The 19,391-nt window shown below is 34.2% G+C and carries 20 protein-coding genes; 18 read left to right on the forward strand and 2 right to left on the reverse strand.

What is annotated here, in order from left to right:
* Window positions 1-6 precede the first annotated feature (6 nt).
* From DJ93_RS23925 to DJ93_RS23990, 13 genes are all read left to right on the forward strand, one after another.
* On the forward strand, window positions 7-1,275 hold the full coding sequence (locus DJ93_RS23925; RefSeq protein WP_042983582.1) for a peptidase: 1,269 nt from the start codon (window positions 7-9) through the stop codon (window positions 1,273-1,275).
* The gene (gene ablB / locus DJ93_RS23930) at window positions 1,272-2,120 is read left to right on the forward strand and encodes a putative beta-lysine N-acetyltransferase (protein ID WP_042983583.1); all 849 of its coding nucleotides are present in this window, start codon (window positions 1,272-1,274) and stop codon (window positions 2,118-2,120) included. The genes DJ93_RS23925 and ablB overlap by 4 nt, the downstream gene beginning before the upstream one ends.
* Before the next feature lie 120 nt (window positions 2,121-2,240).
* On the forward strand, window positions 2,241-3,626 hold the full coding sequence (rocR, locus tag DJ93_RS23935) for an arginine utilization transcriptional regulator RocR (RefSeq protein ID WP_080743725.1): 1,386 nt from the start codon (window positions 2,241-2,243) through the stop codon (window positions 3,624-3,626).
* A 210-nt stretch (window positions 3,627-3,836) separates the two neighbouring features.
* Window positions 3,837-5,255 (forward strand): lysine 2,3-aminomutase, encoded by a 1,419-nt coding sequence (gene kamA / locus DJ93_RS23940; protein ID WP_042983584.1) that lies wholly within the window; start codon window positions 3,837-3,839, stop codon window positions 5,253-5,255.
* Entirely contained in the window at window positions 5,252-5,524 is a 273-nt protein-coding gene (locus DJ93_RS23945; protein WP_042983585.1) for a YokU family protein, read from the forward strand. The genes kamA and DJ93_RS23945 overlap by 4 nt, the downstream gene beginning before the upstream one ends.
* A gap of 79 nt (window positions 5,525-5,603) precedes the next feature.
* Window positions 5,604-5,819 (forward strand): YozE family protein, encoded by a 216-nt coding sequence (locus DJ93_RS23950; RefSeq protein ID WP_042983586.1) that lies wholly within the window; start codon window positions 5,604-5,606, stop codon window positions 5,817-5,819.
* 321 nt (window positions 5,820-6,140) lie between these two features.
* Window positions 6,141-7,634, forward strand: coding sequence for a recombinase family protein (locus tag DJ93_RS23955; protein ID WP_042983587.1), 1,494 nt, complete (start codon window positions 6,141-6,143; stop codon window positions 7,632-7,634).
* Between the two features lie 161 nt (window positions 7,635-7,795).
* A complete protein-coding gene (locus tag DJ93_RS23960; protein ID WP_052109624.1) occupies window positions 7,796-8,479 on the forward strand; it encodes a polysaccharide deacetylase family protein in 684 nt (227 codons plus the stop codon).
* Between the two features lie 156 nt (window positions 8,480-8,635).
* The gene (locus DJ93_RS23965; RefSeq protein ID WP_042983588.1) at window positions 8,636-9,637 is read left to right on the forward strand and encodes a polysaccharide deacetylase family protein; all 1,002 of its coding nucleotides are present in this window, start codon (window positions 8,636-8,638) and stop codon (window positions 9,635-9,637) included.
* 45 nt (window positions 9,638-9,682) lie between these two features.
* On the forward strand, window positions 9,683-11,665 hold the full coding sequence (locus DJ93_RS34470; protein WP_042983589.1) for a DUF3880 domain-containing protein: 1,983 nt from the start codon (window positions 9,683-9,685) through the stop codon (window positions 11,663-11,665).
* 38 nt (window positions 11,666-11,703) lie between these two features.
* Entirely contained in the window at window positions 11,704-12,891 is a 1,188-nt protein-coding gene (locus DJ93_RS23975; RefSeq protein WP_042983590.1) for a DUF3880 domain-containing protein, read from the forward strand.
* 86 nt (window positions 12,892-12,977) lie between these two features.
* On the forward strand, window positions 12,978-14,168 hold the full coding sequence (locus DJ93_RS23980) for a DUF3880 domain-containing protein (protein WP_042983591.1): 1,191 nt from the start codon (window positions 12,978-12,980) through the stop codon (window positions 14,166-14,168).
* Between the two features lie 576 nt (window positions 14,169-14,744).
* The gene (locus DJ93_RS23990; protein WP_042983593.1) at window positions 14,745-15,326 is read left to right on the forward strand and encodes a hypothetical protein; all 582 of its coding nucleotides are present in this window, start codon (window positions 14,745-14,747) and stop codon (window positions 15,324-15,326) included.
* Here the strand turns inward: DJ93_RS23990 and DJ93_RS31215 are convergent, their stop codons facing one another.
* Entirely contained in the window at window positions 15,327-15,482 is a 156-nt protein-coding gene (locus DJ93_RS31215; RefSeq protein ID WP_080743589.1) for a DUF3930 family protein, read from the reverse strand. It abuts the gene before it with no gap.
* A gap of 154 nt (window positions 15,483-15,636) precedes the next feature.
* Here DJ93_RS31215 and DJ93_RS23995 point away from each other — a divergent pair, with 154 nt between their 5' ends.
* The 5 genes from DJ93_RS23995 (at window position 15,637) to DJ93_RS24015 (ending at window position 18,402) form a co-directional block, all read left to right on the forward strand.
* On the forward strand, window positions 15,637-15,816 hold the full coding sequence (locus tag DJ93_RS23995; RefSeq protein WP_042983594.1) for a YozD family protein: 180 nt from the start codon (window positions 15,637-15,639) through the stop codon (window positions 15,814-15,816).
* 129 nt (window positions 15,817-15,945) lie between these two features.
* Window positions 15,946-16,128 carry a hypothetical protein gene (locus tag DJ93_RS24000; protein ID WP_042983596.1) on the forward strand — a complete coding sequence of 61 codons (183 nt, stop codon included), beginning with the start codon at window positions 15,946-15,948 and terminating at the stop codon, window positions 16,126-16,128.
* Window positions 16,128-16,949 carry a serine/threonine protein kinase gene (locus DJ93_RS24005; RefSeq protein WP_042983597.1) on the forward strand — a complete coding sequence of 274 codons (822 nt, stop codon included), beginning with the start codon at window positions 16,128-16,130 and terminating at the stop codon, window positions 16,947-16,949. Before DJ93_RS24000 ends, DJ93_RS24005 begins: the two co-directional genes overlap by 1 nt.
* Entirely contained in the window at window positions 16,931-17,689 is a 759-nt protein-coding gene (locus DJ93_RS24010; protein WP_042983599.1) for a sporulation protein, read from the forward strand. The genes DJ93_RS24005 and DJ93_RS24010 overlap by 19 nt, the downstream gene beginning before the upstream one ends.
* Window positions 17,690-17,763: 74 nt before the next feature.
* Window positions 17,764-18,402: a phosphatase PAP2 family protein gene (locus tag DJ93_RS24015; protein ID WP_042983601.1), complete on the forward strand. Its 639-nt coding sequence runs from the start codon at window positions 17,764-17,766 to the stop codon at window positions 18,400-18,402.
* Here the strand turns inward: DJ93_RS24015 and DJ93_RS24020 are convergent.
* Window positions 18,389-19,270, reverse strand: coding sequence for a cation diffusion facilitator family transporter (locus DJ93_RS24020; protein WP_042983602.1), 882 nt, complete (start codon window positions 19,268-19,270; stop codon window positions 18,389-18,391). The genes DJ93_RS24015 and DJ93_RS24020 overlap by 14 nt on opposite strands.
* Window positions 19,271-19,391: the final 121 nt, after the last annotated feature.

The following is a 19,391-nucleotide window of genomic DNA, read 5'->3' on the forward strand; positions in this document are numbered from 1 at the left end:
CAAAATATGGAGCAATTAAAAAAACAAGTTTGTGATTATATTGAGAGTCATGAAGAAGAAAGTATAAAGTTTTTGAAAAGATTAATTCAAGAGAAGAGTGTTTCAGGTGACGAGAGTGGTGCGCAAGCAATTGTAATTGAAAAACTACGTGAATTGGGGTTAGACCTCGATATTTGGGAACCTTCTTTTACAAAAATGAAAGATCATCCCTATTTTGTATCTCCGCGAACAAATTTTTCGGATAGCCCAAACGTTGTGGCAACTTTAAAAGGAATTGGCGACGGGAAATCAATGATTTTAAACGGACATATTGATGTTGTACCAGAAGGCGATGTGAATCAATGGGAGCATCATCCGTATAGTGGTGAGAAAATAGGAAATCGTATATATGGCCGTGGAACGACAGATATGAAGGGCGGCAATGTAGCACTTATGCTCGCAATGGAAGCAATTATCGAGTCTGGTGTTATGTTAAAAGGAGATATCCATTTTCAAAGTGTGATAGAAGAAGAGAGTGGCGGAGCAGGTACTTTAGCAGCTATTTTACGTGGATATAAGGCGGATGGCGTTATTATTCCGGAGCCAACGAATATGAAGTTTTTTCCTAAGCAACAAGGCTCGATGTGGTTTCGTCTTCATGTGAAAGGGAAAGCTGCACATGGCGGAACACGTTATGAAGGAATAAGTGCAATTGAAAAAAGCATGTTTGTCGTTGATCATTTGAGAAAGCTAGAAAAGAAGAGAAATGATCGAATTACAGATCCATTGTATAAAGGAGTTCCAATTCCAATTCCGATTAATATTGGGAAAATTGAAGGAGGTAGCTGGCCAAGTTCCGTTCCGGATTCACTAATTTTAGAAGGAAGATGTGGAATTGCGCCGAATGAGACTATAGAGGCGGCAAAAGAAGAATTTGAAAATTGGATTGGTGAGTTAAAGGATGTTGACAGTTGGTTTACAGAACATCCGGTAGAAGTAGAGTGGTTTGGAGCAAGATGGGTTCCGGGTGAATTGGATGAGAATCATGCGCTTATTACGACACTTCAACATAATTTTGTTGAAATAGAAGGAAGTAAGCCGATTGTAGAAGCATCACCATGGGGAACAGATGGAGGTTTGTTTACACAAATCGCTAATGTACCAACGATCGTATTCGGTCCAGGAGAGACGAAAGTAGCTCATTATCCAAACGAATATATAGAAGTAGATAAAATGATTGCCGCAGCAAAAATTATTGCATGTACATTACTAGATTGGTGTGAGGTGAAAAAATGAAATACTATGAGTCTTTTAGAGAACAGACGAAGCACTATACTGTAGAAGGAGCGTTAGATTATTTTAATAAACGTATTAGAGTAGATCATTATACAGGAAATGTTGAAAGTCTTATCCAAACAATAGAAGAATTAGCAGAGAAGCATTCTTTCACCAAATGTATTATAAAAGGAAAGGGAGAGCATGTTTCGACGTGGCTCTCCTTTGGTTTCTTATTGGAGGCAACGATACCGCACTATTTTCAAGGGCACGATGCGTACTTTTTAGTGAAGTATCGGAACGATGAAAGACGAAATAGCATTCATTGGACTGAAGAAGACCATATTATAAGCGGTGTAAGAGCAAAAGAAGTAAAGGAAAAAGAAATTCCCGAGAAATTTGTGTTAAGAAAAGCGACAGAAGCAGACGCTGAGGAGTTAGCAAGTGTGTTTGGAAAGGTATTCGAAATTTATCCGACACCTTTAAATGAAGCGAGTTATGTGAAGCAAACGATGAAGGAAGATACGATTTACTACGTATATGAATTAGAAGGGCGCATTATTAGTACAGCTTCTGCTGAAATGAACGTGAAAGAAGGAAATGCAGAATTAACAAATTGCGCTACTTTACCTGAATATCGAAAACATGGATTTATGAAAAGTTTACTCATTAAGTTAGAAGAAGAACTTCAAGAGAGAGCTATTTTTTGCTCTTACACAATTGCTCGTTCTCTTTCATTCGGTATGAACGCAGCCTTTCATCAGTTAGGGTATATGTACACAGGAAGGCTTGCGAACAATTGTTATATTTTTGATAAATTAGAAGATATGAATATATGGGTGAAAGATTTATCGAGTCATAAATAATGAGTAAGTAGAAAAAATATGAATTTTAAAAAAGTAGAACGGAATCGTCATGCTTATAATCGCACAGAGGGATGCCAAAAAATCGGCATTGTATTTGCCGAATTTTTGGCAAGAGGGGGGATGACATTGCTGGCAGTTTCGACACAAGAAGTCATTGAAGCGATTTTGGGCAGTATTGATGAGGCCATCCATGCAGTAGATGAAAATGGCATTACAATTTTTTATAATACGGTTGCTGCAAAACATGATGGATCCAAAATTGAGAATGTACTAGGAAAGCATTTATTAGAAGCGTTCCCATCTTTATCAAGGGAAACGAGTACATTGATGAAAGTTTTAGATACAGAAAAGCCAATTGTGCATCAAGTACAGCGCTACCAAAATTTAAACGGAGAAGATGTTTGTACGGTAAATACAACGTTACCTATTTTCATAGACGGAAATATTGCTGGTGCTGTTGAAATTGCGAAAGATTATTCTACGATTCAAACACTTACTGATACAATCGTAGATTTACAGTCAAAAATGAAGCGTTCGTCCAGCAAAAAAACGATGAAAAAACATGTGGCATTCAATACGATTGTGACGAATGATTCTCGTTTTAGTCAAACGAAAGAATTAGCACAAAAAGTAGCGCCGACAGATGCAAATGTTTTAATATATGGTGAAACAGGAACTGGTAAAGAGCTATTTGTACAGGCGATTCATGAAGCTTCTAAACGAAAAAATAAGCCGTTCATTGCACAAAACTGTGCGGCTTTGCCAGAGTCTTTACTAGAAAGTTTATTATTCGGGACGACAAAAGGTAGCTATACAGGGGCAATTGAACGTGCAGGATTATTTGAACTTGTAGATGGAGGAACATTATTTTTAGATGAGTTGAATTCAATGCCTCTTGATCTACAAGCAAAAATGCTTCGTGTATTAGAAGATGGAGTTATTCGCCGGATTGGTGATAATAAGACGAGAAAAGTAGATGTTCGCGTCATTACTGCAATGAATCAGCCACCAGAAGTATGTTTACGAGAAAATAAAATTCGTACAGATTTATATTATAGATTAAATGTATTTTCACTATATATTCCGCCGCTTCGCGAAAGGAAAGAAGATGTACTACTGTTAGCGTCTTATTTTTTAAGAGAATATAATAAGAGTTATAAAAAAGGAGTACTTCATATTGATAACGAGGCGAAAGAAAGGTTACAAGATTATCAGTGGCCTGGAAATGTGAGAGAATTAAAACATACAATTGAACATGCTGTAATCATTGCAGAAGGAAATTCATTAACCGCGAATTGCTTACCTCGTACATTCAGAAAAGAAAAGCTACCAAAGAAAAAGAGTATTTTACCGTTACGTGAAGCTCTACATCAAACGGAAAAGGAACTAATTGATCAAGCATTAATCGAAACAGAGGGGAATATTTTACAAGCAGCCAAAATGTTAGGTATTCCACGCCAAACACTCCAATATAAATTGAGTAAGTACGACAAAACCGCCGAATAATCGGCGGTTTTTGTGTGTTTGCACCAATAAAAGAGCGTTTACATATATAGAAAGTAATGAATATGCTATTAAATATAGCTTTAGTACTGCACTTGAAAATATTTTTTCTCCTATATAATAAGGTGTTTTTCGTAATTGCTTATTAAGAATATAAAACTGGCATAATTATTGCTTATATAAAGGATGAGCGTATAAAAAGGGGGAATAGCAATGTTACATGATGTATACAAACCAAATCGTCACTGGAAAGATATTGAATTATGGAAAGATGTTACAGAAGAGCAATGGAATGATTGGGTTTGGCAATTAACGAATACGATCAAAACTTTAGGTGATTTAAAGAAAGTGATTAACTTAACACCTGAAGAAGAAGAAGGCGTTAAAATTTCAACGAAAACGATCCCGTTAAACATTACACCATACTATGCTTGGCTAATGAATCCTGATGATCCACGCTGCCCGATTCGGATGCAATCTGTACCGATTTCGGAAGAATTATATAAAACGAAATATGATTTAGAAGATCCGCTTCATGAAGATGAAGATTCACCAGTACCAGGTTTAACACATCGTTATCCAGACCGTGTACTATTTTTAGTAACGAATCAATGTTCTATGTATTGTCGTTACTGTACGCGTCGCCGTTTTAGTGGACAAATTGGGATGGGCGTACCGAAAAAGCAATTAGATGATGCGATTGCTTATATTAGTGAAACACCACAAGTACGTGATGTTTTAATTTCTGGCGGTGATGGTCTTCTAATTAATGATAAGATTTTAGAATATGTATTAAAGAACTTGCGAGCAATCCCGCATGTGGAAATTATTCGTATCGGAACGAGAGCACCAGTTGTATTCCCACAACGTATTACAGAAAATCTTTGTAACATTATTAAAAAGTACCACCCAGTATGGTTAAATACACACTTTAACACTTCTATCGAGATTACGGAAGAATCAAAAAAAGCATGTGAAATGCTAGCGAATGCAGGTGTTCCAGTCGGAAATCAAGCAGTAATTTTGGCTGGAATTAATGACAGCGTTCCAATTATGAAAAAGTTAATGCATGACTTAGTAAAAATTCGTGTACGTCCGTATTACATTTACCAATGTGATTTATCTGAAGGGATTGGTCACTTCCGTGCACCAGTTTCTAAAGGTCTTGAAATTATTGAAGGTTTACGTGGACATACATCTGGTTATGCAGTACCAACATTTGTTGTTGATGCACCAGGTGGGGGCGGTAAAATTGCACTTCAACCAAACTATTTAATTTCACAAAGTGCAGATAAAGTTGTTCTTCGTAACTTTGAAGGAGTTATTACAACGTATCCAGAACCAGAAAACTACATTCCAGGAAGAGCAGAAGGTTATTTTAAAGGGATTTACCCGAATTATGAAGAAAAAAGTTCTGATGTTGGTATTGCAGGGCTTATGAGCGATAAGAAATTTAATCTTGTTCCAGATGACTTGCAGCGTATGAATCGCCGTAAAGATTATGAAGATAGTGAATCTCATGCCACTTTAAAAGATAAGCGTGATAAGCGTGATGAGCTGAAAGATAAGAAATATCAAGCACAAATGACTAAGTTGGAAGAAAGTAAAAAAGCAGAAGGTGATGCAGTATGAACTGTATGTGGTGTGACAGTGTAGAGGCGAAAGAAAGCGTAAATACTGTATACTGGGAATTACCAGATGGCACGAAAGCCATTGAAATTCAAAAGACACCATGTATTTCATGTTCCGCATGTGGAATGGACTATCAATCAGACCATACTGTAAAAGAGATTGAAGATCAGTTATTTCTAATTTATACGAAAGATTTGCCGAAACAACTAACATATGAAGAGTTAATGGAAAGACCACGTTTATTAAAGAGAAATTATTTTGATTTTTAATTATTAACCAGCAATTATGCTGGTTTTTTTCTATTGCCCCTTGTATAATGTACCCAAGTTAGAAAGGTAGGGAATATTTTTGAAAAAGACATTTTACCATTATATGATGAAACATCGTGCGTCTTTAGTTAAAAATGAAATATCAGATTTAGCAGAGGCCATGTATGATGATTTAAGTTTTCCGAAGCAATCCGAGGACTATGATGAAATTAGCTCATATTTAGAATTAAGTGGAACGCTAGAAAGTATGTATATATTTGATGAGGCATGGGATTTATACATACAAGAAAGATAATGATGAAACATATACAAATATATTTCTTTAAGTACATCACTCTTTAAAAGTGATGTATTTTTTTATTTTAAAAAATTTATGAATATAAGCTTATGTGATAAGCGTTTTTCTATAGATTGCATATACTGTTATCAAAATCACGACTTCAAAAAGGAGAGATATAGATGGCAAGAAAAAAGCAACCTAAATACAATGTAGGAGATATAGTCGTGATTACGCTATATGGAACAGTTGGAAAGATTACAAATATGAAATTTCTTATTTATTCGGTATAAAACTTATGCAGCGCTTACTAACAACATAATGTTAGGAGGAGAAAGTATGCTAGCCGCAATTTATTTACGTTTATCAAGAGATGAAGAACAAAAAGGGCTTGAAGAAGTTCTGTCTAATCATCGTATTGCGTTAATTAAGCTTGCGGAACAGCACAATTTACAACACGATCTTTATCAAGAGGTAAGTAGTGGTATGGATGTGGAACGTCCGCAACTTAATTTGTTACTAAAAAATATTCGTGATTATGATTACATTCTTGTAATGGATGTGGATAGATTAACGCGTGATAATGTTCACGCGGAACAGTTGAAGAAGATTTTTATGATAAATGATATTAAAATTTTAACGCCATCTGGTGAAATTGATTTCACGAATGAATCAAATGAACTATTGTATAGTTTTTCTAGTTTGTTAGCAAATTATGAATGGAAACAAATTAGAAATCGTTTAGGACGTGGACGTTTAGCAGCAGCTGCCCAAGGGAAATGGGTGATGAGTAATAAGGTACCTCTTGGATATGACAAAAATAGTGAAAAAAAACTAGTAATACGAGAAGATGAAGTGCGGATTATAAGATTGATATTTGAAAGAACATTACAAGGGTATTCCGCTACTCAAATATCTAAAGAACTAGATGCATTAAATTGGAGAAGTCGTCAAGGGAAAGTAATCACTACTTCTCACATATCTCAAATTCGACGTAATTGCGTTTATTATGGATGCATATCAATGAAACGGAGAATTAATGGAAAAGTAGTTGATGAAGTTTTTGTAGAAGGGGCGCATGAAGGAATTGTTACAAAACAGCAATTTTTTGAAGCGCAAGATGTTGTAGGAGGAAGGGGATTTGAATTTCGACAGAAAGGGGTAGCTAAACGAAAACTTCATGGTTTAATATATTGCAATTGTTGTGGTAGGCGGCGATATATTCAAAAAGACGGCAATGGTGTTGAATATATCAAATCATGTTCTTATAAAGTTGATAATAATATATGTGAGGATAGAGGGGCGAAATATAAGCCAATTGAAGAAGCTGTTTTGAGAGAAATTAAGAAATTAAAGCACAAAGTAGAAAAAGAGTTAGAGAGGATAAAAATAGTAGACACAATTCGTATGAAGAATCAATTACTTGAACAAAAATCTGAATTAAATTGTAATCTAAATCGGATTAGCAACAGACAGAAACGACTTACTATAATGCGTTCCGATGGAGAAATTACAAAACAAGAATTTGAAGAGTTGAAGAATGATTTTAAATCACAAGTTGAGCAGATAAAAAAACAAATGGAAGTAGTTGCAGTGCAATTAGAAAACTTAAGTAATACAGATAATGAACAAAAAAGAATGGAAAAGGTATTATATACTATCATGAATCTGAATGAGTTGGATGATGTTGAAGTTAATGCATTTTTAAAAACAATTATAAAAAAAGTGAAATTTAGTAGTAATATGAGTAGCAATCATAACACCACGATTAAGCGAGTGAAATCAACAATTAAACTAGAACCTGTGAAAAATAATGGTGAAAGGCATAAATAATATTTTAAATTTTAAAATTGACCTAGATTAAATTGTAATGTTGGCTTTTTATAGCTTTTTGAAAGTGGTTTTTATTTATGAAACATATAGGACTAATTTATTATACGCTTTGTACCAAAAAAGCATAAAATAATAAAAAACTTGAAGAAAGGAGGTGGGAAATGATAAATAATGTGGAAAATCAATTTGAAAAAATTGCAGAAATGACAACCATATATAATAAATGGAATGATTCTAATCGTACACAGCGGTATCTTCTTGAACCGACATTTTGTGGGAATCCGAATATCCGGATGGTTTCTTTCATGGTTAATGTAGCTTGGGGAAATCAATATCTCTTTGAATTGTTGAAAATTATGCAACGTTATAATTGTAATGTAACTTTTTTTCTAGAGGGATTATGGGCTCATATGTATCCTTATTTAGCAAAAGAGATAAGAGACGCCGGTCATGAAATTGGAAATCACGCTTATTCACACGCAGATATGAGGGGGCTAACGGAAGAGTATATTATATGGGAAGTAAGACATACAAATGCAGTCATTTTTAAGGAACTTGGGATTAAACCAAGTTTATTTACTCCCCCATACGCAACATATAATGAGAGAATCGTTAAAATCGTTGCACAAGAAGGGATGAATACTGTTTTAAGTTCAATCGACACGCAGGATTGGAATACTAATGATCCAGATAAAATTATTAATAAGGTGAACTCTGACTTGAAAAATGGTTCTATTATTTTGATTCATCCTACCGAAGTAATTATCAATGCATTACCAACAATAATACGAAATATAGAAGAACATAGTGTGAGAATAGGTAAAATAAGTGATATTATTTCATGAAAATTGCTGAAAATTTTATTTCTGTGCGTTTTGAATGGTTTTCTAGTAATATGCAAGACAACTAGTTGTTCTATCTATAACAATTGGTATAGAGGTATACATTTCTTGTTTAAACTATTTTATATGAAAATGATACGACAGGTGTGAGGTTAAAATATGAAAATAGAAAATACAACGATTTATGTAAATGGTCAATCGGTACAAACCTCTTGTTGTATGAAAAACGGTTACTTAATGGTGCCTGCATTGTTTTTTAAATATGCTAATGTGTTAGTTGATTATCATAGAGAAACACATACAGTTGTTTTTAAAAAGAATACGGTTCTGCTTGTTTTATGTAAGGAGAAATATGAAGCTTGTTATTCTTTAGATGGAACCACAAATATGCAACATGATTCCCTTTTGTCCGCACCTGTTGAAATGAATGAAGTTATATATATTCCTTTCTATTATGTCGCTCAAAGATTAGGGATGTTTATTTGGTTTAATTCTAATATTTCTAGAACATACCTAGTCACTAATTCTTCGAAGTCGTGGAAGTCTGATTTATATTACAGAGGGCTAACAAGCGAGAAAAAAATAGCATTAACATTTGATGATGGTCCTGATAATCATTACACCTCTCAAATCTTAGATATTCTTTCCGAGAACAATATTCCAGCTACTTTCTTTGTAGTTGGCCAGCAAATTAAATGGTTTCCAGAAATAGTGAAACGGATTGTAAGGGAGGGGCATGCGTTAGGGAATCATAGTTGGAGTCATCCGAATTTCACCAAACTCACAACCCCCCAAGTGAAGGAAGAAATCTTATCTACAGAAGATGAAATCATTTCATTGACAGGAAATAAACCAACATTATTCCGTCCTCCATATGGTGAATGTACCGAAGCGGATTTTCAAATGATTGATGGACTAGGGTACAAGTTGATTATGTGGTCAGTCGATACACTTGATTGGTCAGGAATATCAAGTGAAAAAATCTTATCTATTGTAAAAAGAGATTTATCACCTGGAGCAATAATATTACAGCATTCAATTAAGACGTTACCAGGAGTATTAGATGGAACTGTAAAAGCATTGCCCATTATAATTCATGACTTACTCAATAAGGGATATGAGTTCGTAACGGTTCAAAAATTATTAGGAATAGAATCGTAATTCATTATATGTAAGGGAATTAGATTTTTTTAGGAGTGAGGCTATATGAGGGTTTTATTTTTAGAAAGTCATCCAATGTGGATTTATGGTTTACCTAATGGATTTCGCGATGCGGGACATGAGGTGAAAGTCTCAGGTTCATTAGGAGAGATTGATCTTTGTGAACTGATTGTCGAATTTTCACCTGATTTAATTATTACTATGGGATGGGGTCCTGAAAATTCATCAAAGGAAAAACAAAAACTAATCTTCGAGAGTACGACTAAATTTAACATCCCACATGTTTATTGGGCAACTGAGGATCCCACATCTACTGAAATTTTTACAATACCATACATTGAAAGGACGAAACCAGATTTTGTATTTACGATTTGTAGAGATAGGATAGATTACTACAAAAAACGAGGGATTCCTGCAGATTACCTAGACTTTGGATATCATCCCGTAGTGCATCATCCAGTAAAGGCTGATTCTAATTATTATGCCCCACTAGCAATTGTAGCAAATGGCTATCCAAAGAAGCTTAGTTATTTTCCAAATCATTTCCGTCATCAATCATTGAAAACGTTGATTACACCATTGATTAAAAATAATATCCAAATAGATTTTTACGGTGCGCATTGGGATGAAATGAGGACTATTCTAGGTATTGATATTCCTAAAGAATGGATTCGTGGTTATCTAGATTATTCAAGCGCCAATAAGGTTTATAGCTCATCAGATATTATTTTAGGTCTTCAAAATCTTCCAGGGCAGCTCACTCAACGAACGTATGAAATAATGGGATCGGGAGGAATGCTCTTAACGAATGATATTCCTATAATTAATCGATTATTTAAAGTTGGAAGGGACCTAATTACATCATCTTCCCCCGAAGAAACTATTGAATTAGTTAAATATTACCTTCGATATCCGGGAAAAAGAAACGTAATTAAAGAAAATGCTTTAGAAGTAGTAAAAGAATATTCTTATCAAAAACGAGCAGAGTATATGATTGATATATTAATTGAACATGGAATTTTTAACGGTAGAAGAAGGAGTTACGATATGAAAGAAGAGCCTAGGAAAACATATAAGCAAGGAGAATTTGAAATTTATATCGTACGGAATGGGGATACATTATTTAGTATAGCAAATGAATTTAAGGTAGTTGTAAATGAAGTTAAGCAATTGAATGGATTAACTTCTGATATGATTGATGCAGGACTTCCATTGAAAATAAGTAAAGTAGATACAGATAAGGAATTGAAATCATCTGCTGATTATAATTATTATACCATTTCTTATGGAGAAACATTAGGTCAGATTTCTAAACGTTTTGGTATCTCTATAGAAAAAATAAAAATAGATAATAAATTAAAGTCCGGATTTATATATGCAGGTCAACTTTTGAAAATTGATAAACAATTTTCTGAGGACCTTAATTTACCTTCTGTGCTAATTTCTAAAGGATTCGAAGGGAAGAAAGTGATTGCATTAACTTATGATGCAGGAGATGGCGCGGATAAGACGGAAGAAATTTTAAATGTTTTAAAGAAATATGACATACAAACTACAATGTTTCTAACAGGGGCTTGGGTAGATAAATATCCAGAATTGGCTAAACGTATTATTTCAGATGGACATGAGATTGCGAATCATTCATATAGCCATCCTGATTTAACAAAATTGTCTGCTGAGGATATTATAGAAGAATTAAATAAAACGACGTCGTGTTTTGAGAAAGTTTTAGGGACAAAGGGAAGTGCTTTATTTCGACCACCATTTGGAACGTGGAATAAGACTGTTTTAAATGCTGTTGGTGAAGTGGGGATTCCTTATACAATTCATTGGAGCATAGATACGATTGATTGGAAAGAACCTCCACCTGAAGCTATTGTTACTCGAATTATGGATAGGGTCAAAGAAAGAGATATTGTATTATTTCATTTAAATGGAAAACCGACGGCGGTGGCAACTGATATGGTCATTACTGAATTAAAAAGGAATGGCTATCAAATCGTGAAAGTAAGTGAAATGCTGAAATGACTTTTTTTAGATAAATAAAAGTTGAAAGGAGAAAATCTTTGCGAGTTTTATTTTTAGAAAGTCATCCGATGTGGATTTATGGACTTCCAAATGGTTTTTGCGATGCAGACCATGAAGTACTGATTTCGGGAGCGATTACTGAAGATGGAATACGTCAAATGATTTCGAATTATAAACCAGATCTCATCATTACAATGGGGCACACGTTAGAGCATACAAAGGAAAAGCAATTATTAATTCGAAAATATGTTAAACCTTCAAATATTCCTCATATTTATTGGGCGACAGAAGACCCAGGATATACTTTCACTTTTTCTCTCCCGTTAATTCAAACTATCCAACCAGATTTTGTTTTTACCATTTGCCCAGCAAGAGTCGATTTTTATAAAGAACAGGGTATCCAAGCCGCACATTTAGATTTTGGATATCATTTAAGTGTTCATTCTCCTACAAAGGTTGAAGAGAAATATAATGTCGATCTTGCTGTTGTAGCAAACGGATATCCAATGCTTTATGAAAAAAGACCAGACCATTTTCGATTTAAGGCACTTAAAACATTAATTAGTCCATTTTTAGAAGAGAATAGTAGAATTGATTTTTTGGGGCGTTACTGGGATGAAATGGATCATATTATAGGGAGAGAAATCCCCAATGAATGGATTCACGGATACCTTCCTTATACGGAAGCAAATAAAGTGTATAGTTCAGCAGATATTGTTTTAGGAGTACAAAATCACTTAACTCAAGTTACTCAACGAACGTATGAGGTACTCGGATCCGGAGGGATTTTACTAACGAACGATACTCCAGAAATAAGAGGGCTTTTTCAACCTGGAGAAGATCTTATCGTTTCTTCTTCAGCAAAAGAAACGATAGATTTAGTTAAATACTATTTAAATAATCCGGAAGAACGTATGAAGATAAAAGAAGCAGGAATGAAGAAAGTTAAAAGGCACTCATATGAACAACGAGCTAAATATATTATTAAAACCATTATTGAGGCTAGACTTATTTCGGGAGAATTTTTGAAAACAGGGGAAGGAAGCATGACACATTACTACGATGTGCTAAAGAAGGAATATGATATATATGTTGTGCAACCGCACGATAATTTATGGAGGATTTCTGAGAGATTTGGGGTAAGTATAGAAAAACTTAAACGGTTAAATGAATTAAAAACAGACAATATTAACGTCAATCAATTGTTAAAAATCAGGAAGAAGTGAATCTGATTTATTTGTGATTATATAATGCCCTCGATTAATAAACTATTTTTTATTTGAGAAGTTTTTAATGCTAAGGAGTGTAATCAATGCGTATTCTTTTTTTAGAAAGTAGTCAAATCTGGACGAACAATTTACCTAGGGGTTTTCAAGTGAACGGACATGATGTATTGATTTCAGGTCCTTTAAAAAAGGAAACTCTCCCCAAAATATTAGATGAATTCCAACCGGATTTTGCTATTTCAATTGGATGGGGAATGGAACAAACGAAAGAAAAACAGGATTTAATAAAGAAACAGATGAAACGAACGCGGATTCCTTTAATATATTGGGCGGTAGAAGATCCGGCGTATACAGAAATATGGTCTATTCCATTAGTAAAAAGGATGGAACCGGATTTCGTTTTTACGATTTGTCCTCAAACAATTGAAACGTATAAGAAGTTAGGAGTGCTCTCAGCCCATTTAGATTTTGGCTTCGAAGAAACCATTCATTGTCCTGTTCAACAATATTCAAACTATCGCTCCCAAATAGCGGTAGTTGCAAATGCTTATCCTCATATTTTGGAACAATACCCTAATCATTTTCGTCGGAAGGCTATAAATGTATTAATTCGTCCGCTTATTGAAAGAAATATTAGAATTGATTTTTGGGGAGAAGAATGGGAAAAAATGAATTCCTTTTTTGGATTTGATATACCGCGTGAGTGGATTCATGGTCATCTTCCATATACAGAAGCGCATAAAGTGTATAATTCATCAGATATTATAATAGGATTACAAAATTACCCCAATCTTTTAACCCAGCGGACATATGAAATTTTAGGGTCTGGTGGATTCCTCATAACAATGAATACTCCAGGAGTGAGAAGGTGGTTTCAACCAGGGAAAGAGTTGATTATATCTTCGTCACCAGAAGAAACTGTTCAAATGATAAATTATTATTTGAAGCATTCCGAAAAACGAAAATTCATTCAAGAACATGGGAATGCAGCAGTCCAAATACATTCATATCAAGCTCGTGCAAAACACATCATCGATACGTTGATTGAGCAAGGAATAGTCCGTAAGGAAACGGAAAAACAGGATAGAGGCGAAATCATGTTTTTTCATGATATAGATGAAAAAACATTTGAAACATATGTAATAAAAAAAGGAGATACTTTGTATAAAATATCTCAAAAACTTGGTGTATCGATTAAAGAATTAAAACATCTGAATGAGTTATCGTCGGATATGATAATGGAAAATGAAATTTTGAAAATAAGAGAAAAATTTTAAACTTAAATATTCAAAAAATCTAAAGATTGTAATTCAAAGTTTGAGCATATTATTTATGAACCATTTTTAATAGCTTAAAAACTGTGTCGGTATATGGAGAATCGCTTGTAATATTAGGGAGGGGAACTCATAAAGAGAGCTAATGAAGATAGTGGGTGTGTTTAATGAAGTAGTGATAAAAGGAAGCTGCTTGCTAGTTAGTAGCGTGATACTTTGCATTTCAACAATCCTTGATATAAGAAAAATACGAAACCGAGACGAACGGTACCACATATCTTATATTGAGGTGAACATCATGGAGAAGGAACTGCGAGTTGAATGGGAGTGCGAACCAGACATAGTATTTATAACGAAACAATTAATTGAATTATCGAACAAGATAAAGATGTCAGAAAATAAAAAAGCGTCTAAGTAAGCCTATACATTTTAGTGTATAGGTTTATTTTATTTTATTTGTAATAGTTGAAATGTCATATATTATGAATGGTTATAACTAATGTAATGTCCTGAATGGTGATAATTTAAAATAGGATAGAAATAAGGATTTTAAGGGAATAAATAAGAAATTTAATAAATATGAAAATATTAGATGGTGTTTACGTTTATGAAGTAAATAATCACGATGGGTATTATGTAGAACAAACATTACAGCATGTGACAGAACAAGAAATGAAAAAGGGCGAAACTGAGTGGATTGAATTACACTATAATTTTACGTTTGGCGATCTTGTGCAAGTTACAGGATATGATAAGGATGTTTTCCGTATTGTCGGTTTTCGCACAGAGGTGTGGCGATATAAAAATGATGCGTGGGAAGACACGATATATGAATTGTCACGAATTACGGATGGTGAATGGTTAGAGGCTGATGAGTCTGATTTAACATTACTCGCTAATGCCCAAACAGCAAATGCAATTTTAAAGAAAATGAAACAAGATAAAGCAGGGATGAATAAATTAGATTTAGGGAAATTAAAGTCGATCAATAATTCGAAGAAGGTAAGTATTAAAACGAGCCGTCAAGAGATTATCGATGGGTTGTTAGATATTTATAACGATTATCAATTATTATATGGAACGTTTCAAGATGAAGAGTATAAAATTGTAATGGATGTAGTTCACAATTATTTAGTTAAGTTAACAGAGAAAAATAGTTAACTAGAAAGATAGAAGAAATTGAACAAAAACATATGCTGTGTAAGGTATGCCTGCAATGATTAAAAAAATAAAAAGCCCTTTAATAAGAGAGTCTGCCCATTTATCCTCATGCATGATCTCTTCTTTTGTTTGCTCTACTTCATATTGATATTCCATAGTTATTTCCTCCTTTAAATAGCTTGTACTACATCGTATGCGTGTTGTTTTTGTAATATGACTGACAATAATAAAAAAAGAAAAGCTATTTTTCTAATCTCATATACATAATTTTGAGATTTTTTCATAAAACAGAAATAAAGGAGTGATGCTCATGAAGGAAATTGAAGTCGTAATTGATACGGAAGAAATTGCGGAGTTTTTTTATGAGCAACTAATTGAAAGAGGATATGTACCAAAACGAGAAGAAATCGAAGATCTAGCTGATATTACATTTGAATATTTACTTGAGAAGTGCATGATTGATGAAGTCTTTGAAGAAGAAGAAGAGTGAAAGTAACGACGGGAAAGACTCGTCGTTTTTTTACACTTCGAAATGGTAGTCCTCTTTACAAACTTGTCACAAACAATGCGGAAATTTATTGGTATAATTAATAGAAAATTTTATTCAAGAGGTGAAGGAATGTTCAAAAAAATTATTGATTCTCTGTTAGGGAGAAATAGGCATCGTTCGTATTCTAGTAGTGATTATCGCCATAGAGGGCGCTCGTATTCCAGTAGCGATTATAAAAGGCGTTCGTCTGGTTATGGACATCAACACTATAAAAGAAAACGTAAAAGTCGTAGCTTCTTTTCAAGTAGTTGATGAATTTACGTCGTATACTTGCTTGGTTTGATAGACCACTGCGTAAAAGTACAATTGTTGCACAGCGTTATAAAATTGCATCAGTAATTGGAATGGGCAGCTACGGGTTTACATATGTTGTGAATGATTTCCAGACAAATAGAAATAAAGTTTTAAAACAACTAAGACAAAGTAAGCAAAGGTATAAGTCTGGTCGAAAATCATTTGAGCTAGAGAAAGAGATTTTAAAAAAGTTAGATCATCCTAAAATTCCAAGCTTATATGATCACTTCACGTGGGAGAAACAACTGTTTTTTGTCATGGAGTATATGCCAGGGAAGAATTTTGAAGATTTTATTTTTTTAGAGGGTTATGTATACGAAGAGCGTGAAGTGTTTCAAATTTTATACGAAGTATTAGAGCTCGTTGCTTATTTTCATAGTAAAGGTATTATCCATCGAGATTTACGTATTCCTAATATTTTAATGACAGAAAATCAAATCAGTATTATTGATTTCGGATTAGCTAGATTTAAAGGAGAAAGTGACGAGCGAGCTGCCTCCTATGAGGGGGAACAAGCTTTGATGCGAGAGGTTCACTATCGTAGTGATTTTTATGCACTAGGTCATTTTACATTATTTTTGTTATATGCTGGTTATGAATCTACTGAAAAGAAAGAAAAGCCATGGTATGAAGAGTTGCAGCTAGAAGAAGAAAATCGTGAAATAATTATGCGAATGTTACAAATGAAAACTCCATACTATGAAAATGTACAAGATATTAGAAAAGATATAGGTCATGCGTTAGAAAGGATGGGAGATTCATGTTTCAAAAATTTTTAGCAAGTGTCGGTATTGGAAATGCAAAAGTAGATACAGTTCTTGAAAAAGATGAGTATGTAGTTGGAGAGGAAATAGTAGGCATGGTTCATATAACTGGGGGATCAGTTAGCCAACAAATTGAAAGCATTTACTTAACATTATCAACCTCGTACGTACGGGAGGTTGATGATAAAAAGGTAACTGCAACGTGTGATTTAGAGAGAGTCCTTTTAACAGAACCTTTTTCTATAGAGCCAAATGAAAAGGTAGAAATTCCGTTTTCGTTCCCAATGCCAATTGAGGCGCCGCTTACATTTGGAATGAAAACGGTTTGGATTCATACAGGTCTTGATATTAAACGGAGTATTGATCCAAGTGATCGTGATTATATTCAAGTATTGCCGAATGTACTTTTAAACAGTGTGTTAGATAGTGTAAAGCAATTAGGGTTTAAAGTTCGCCATGTAGAGTGTGAAGAATTGCCACGTCACTTACGTAAGCAAATCCCGTTCGCTCAAGAATTTGAGTTTATTCCCGTTTCAGGAGAGTATTACGGGAAACTGGACGAATTAGAGTTATTAATATTGCCACGAGCTTATGACAGATTAGATATCATTATGGAAGTAGATAGAAAATCACGTGGATTAGCCGGTTTATTTGCAGAAGCTTTGGATCTTGATGAAAAGGTTATTCGCTTTACAGTAACACGTGAAGATATCCCAACAATGCAGCAAAAAATTAACAATTATATTTTTCAATAAATGATGCATAAAAAAGAAATGGAGAGGGAAACTAAAACAACCGCTCCATTTTTTTGTATAGTGAGGTTATGTATGTGAAACGATATCGACATTTATACTTGTTAAGTTGCACGTTACTCATTGGTTTTGTCGGACTATCACTTTCGTATCATACCACTTGTGTTGAAAAATTTGATGATGTCATTACACACTTTATTCAAAGTTTCCGAAACGATTATTTGACATCTTATTTTATGTGGATGTCTTATATCGGATCAAAAAGAATATATTTCCCATTACTTATTATAGCTGTAATGTACTTCTTTGTTCGAAAGAGATTGTTAAGTGCATTATTTTTAATGACTAACTATTATGGATCTCGTTATCTTAACAGTATGCTCAAGCTATGGTATGAACGGCCAAGACCTGATGTGTCACAGCTTGTCACAGCAACTGGATATAGCTTTCCGAGCGGTCATACGATGAATGCCACCGCCTTTTTAGGATTTATTGCATACGTCACAATTACAGAACATCGTATTACATTGCATAAAAAGTTGCTGATTATTTTTATTACATGTTTTGTAGTATTTTCTATTTCTGTTAGCCGAGTGTATCTAGGTGTCCATTATCCATCCGATATATTAGCGGGTTGGGCAGCGGGCGGAAGCTGGCTCGTTTTATGCGTTATATTTCATAAAGCATTCATTAAAAAAGAACCTATGTCATCATAGGTTCTTTTTGCATAGGTTCAACATGAATGTGGGTATGAAAAATCCCAAACTGTTGCTTTAACATTTCTTCAATTTCATCGGTAATATAATGGCTTCGACTGACATCCATATGAGCATCTACTTCAATTGTAATATCTACGTATGTTTGATTTCCATACATACGGGCACGAATGTCGACAATATGTTCCACTCCTGAAACAAGCTGCACAGCTTGCGAATATTCTTCCATTTTATCAGGGTCAATTCCGTCTGTTAACATATGAGAAGATTCTACGAAAATGTCCCATGCAGTTTTACAAATGATAAGACCGACAACTAAAGCTGCAATTGGATCCAAAATCGGCATATGGAATTGTGAAGCGACAATGCCTATAACTGTACCAATACTAACGAGTGCATCGGATAAATTATCTTTTGCAGCTGCTTCTAAAGCTTTACTTTTTGTTCGTTGTGCAATTTTTTTATTATACCTATACACACCGTACATGACGACAGCACAAAATAGGGAAATCCACGCTGCAAGTACATTAGGTGCCGTTTGCTGCGGATTGAAAAATGATTGAACGGCACTTATGACAACTTCTAAACCAACCGTTGCCATAATAAAGGAGGCAACAAGTGAGGCGATTTGTTCTGCGCGAGAATGTCCATATGGATGATCTGGATCACGAGGTTTACGAGAAATTTTTAGACCAATTAATATAGCTAAAGAGGCGCCAATATCTGTTAAGTTATTTAAACCATCTGCACGTAATGCGCTAGAGAGGGTAATATAACTAATGATAATTTTTATGGAAGATAAAAATATGTAGGCAATAATGCTGACAATCGCACCTTTATCAGCTTCTTTATTAGAAAGTGAATTCATAATGATCACTCACCTTTCTGTAAGGAATTTCTTTCTATAAATAGAGTATCAAATGAAACTCGTGTGGGTCTATACAAACATTGTTGACGTTTTATAGCTTTTTAAGTAGGGGATAACAAAG

Origin of the sequence: Bacillus clarus, from assembly GCF_000746925.1 — a bacterium.
In the GTDB taxonomy this organism is placed as follows: domain Bacteria; phylum Bacillota; class Bacilli; order Bacillales; family Bacillaceae_G; genus Bacillus_A; species Bacillus_A clarus.